This is a genomic window from Kitasatospora sp. NPDC007106, from assembly GCF_040634455.1.
GTDB classification, from domain to species: Bacteria; Actinomycetota; Actinomycetes; order Streptomycetales; family Streptomycetaceae; genus Kitasatospora; species Kitasatospora arboriphila.
The window spans coordinates 1-1,342 of sequence record NZ_JBEYFP010001263.1 but is presented as its reverse complement, the minus strand read 5'-3'; the positions used below and the strand labels follow the sequence as shown (position 1 = coordinate 1,342).

At 78.6% G+C, this 1,342-nt stretch carries 2 protein-coding genes; one reads left to right on the top strand and one right to left on the bottom strand.

All coding sequences use genetic code 11. The annotated features are described in order from the left end of the window. Positions 1-323: 323 nt before the first annotated feature. The gene (locus tag ABZ641_RS37690) at positions 324-575 is read right to left on the bottom strand and encodes a hypothetical protein (protein ID WP_344628068.1); all 252 of its coding nucleotides are present in this window, start codon (positions 573-575) and stop codon (positions 324-326) included. Positions 576-654: 79 nt separating this feature from the next. On the opposite strand from ABZ641_RS37690, the gene ABZ641_RS37685 reads away from it, so the two are divergent. Continuing rightward, positions 655-1,242, top strand: a complete 588-nt coding sequence (locus tag ABZ641_RS37685) for a sigma-70 family RNA polymerase sigma factor (RefSeq protein ID WP_359989116.1) — start codon at positions 655-657, stop codon at positions 1,240-1,242. The last annotated feature ends 100 nt before the right edge of the window (positions 1,243-1,342 follow it).

The following is a 1,342-nucleotide window of genomic DNA, read 5'->3' as shown; positions in this document are numbered from 1 at the left end:
TCCAGCTCTGCGCGCAGAACAACATGACGGTCGCCATGCCGACCTCGCCGTCGAACTACTGAACAGCCCGCTGCCCGCCGGGGACCGGCACCGCAGCGGGCCGGTCGCCGCTGCCCCTCCCGCCCCTGTGGCGGTGCAGCGGCCGGGCCGGTGCACCGCCCTTCCCGTCCTGACCCCGGGTACCCCCTCGGATCCGCCGGGCGGCCGTCCTGTGTGCGGCCGCCGTCCGGCGTCCGGGCGTGCCCGGGGGACGCGGGCGGGCGGTGCCCGGCCGGTGCCAGGTCGGCGCCCCCTGCGGGCGGCGCCGCGGATGCCTCCTGCCGTCAGGAACCACCATGGGACGTCCCGTCCGTACCCTCCGCCTCCCCCGCTACCGCCGGGCCGAGGCCCAGGCTGCCCAGCAGCCGCCCCGTCCACTCCGGCGACGGGCCCTCGGCGGCCCGCGTCAGGGCCTGGAGCCGCCGGGCGGCGGCCAGCCACTCGGCACAGTCGGCGCAGTGCGCCCCGCGGCCGTCCGCGGGCGCTTCGCCGTCGAGCTGCGCGGAGATCGCCGCGCGGTGGTCGGCACAGGTCATCCGCCCATGCTCCACCACGGCACGGCCCCGGCGGTAGCGCCGTCCGCACCGGGAGACCGCGGCCGGCGGGCGGTGCGCCGTGGATGACGCCCTGCTGACCGAACTGGCGCTGGCCGCCCGGCACGGGCGGGCCGAGGACGTGGAGGCGTTCGTCCGGGCGACCCAGCGCGACGTGTGGCGGTTCGTCGCCCATCTCACCAACCCGGACGCGGCCGACGACCTGGCCCAGGAGACCTTCCTGCGGGCGCTGCGCAGCCTGCCCGGGTTCGCCGGCCGTTCCTCGGCCCGCACCTGGCTGCTGTCGATCGCCCGGCGGACGGTGATCGACCGCTACCGCAGTGCCGCGGTCCGCCCGCAGCACGCCGACCTGCCGGACTGGGAGGAGGCGGTGGACCGCCACCGGCCTTCCGCCACGGGCGGGTTCGAGGACGGGATAGCGCTCGGCGACCTGCTCGCCCGGGTGCCGGCGCAGCGCCGCGAGGCGTTCGTGCTGACCCAGGTCGTCGGGATGAGCTACGCCGAGGCGGCCGAGGTCGCGGCCTGCCCGATCGGCACGGTGCGCTCCCGGGTCGCCCGGGCCCGGGAGCAACTGGTGGCGCTGCTGCGGGAGGCGGAGGCCGCGGACCGCTCCGCGGCGGCGGTCGGGGCGGTGCCGGTGCCGGGCTGATCCGGGCCGGGCGCGGACCGCCGGGATTCCCTCAGGTGTTCGGGAACCTCCCGCGGTCCGCGTCCGACTGGTGGGTCGGGCGCCGCCGGCCCGGCGGGGC

Bases quoted from the DNA above. Each gene is read 5' to 3' on its own strand.
- ABZ641_RS37690 (WP_344628068.1), bottom strand. From the start codon at position 575: ATGACCTGTGCCGACCACCGCGCGGCGATCTCCGCGCAGCTCGACGGC.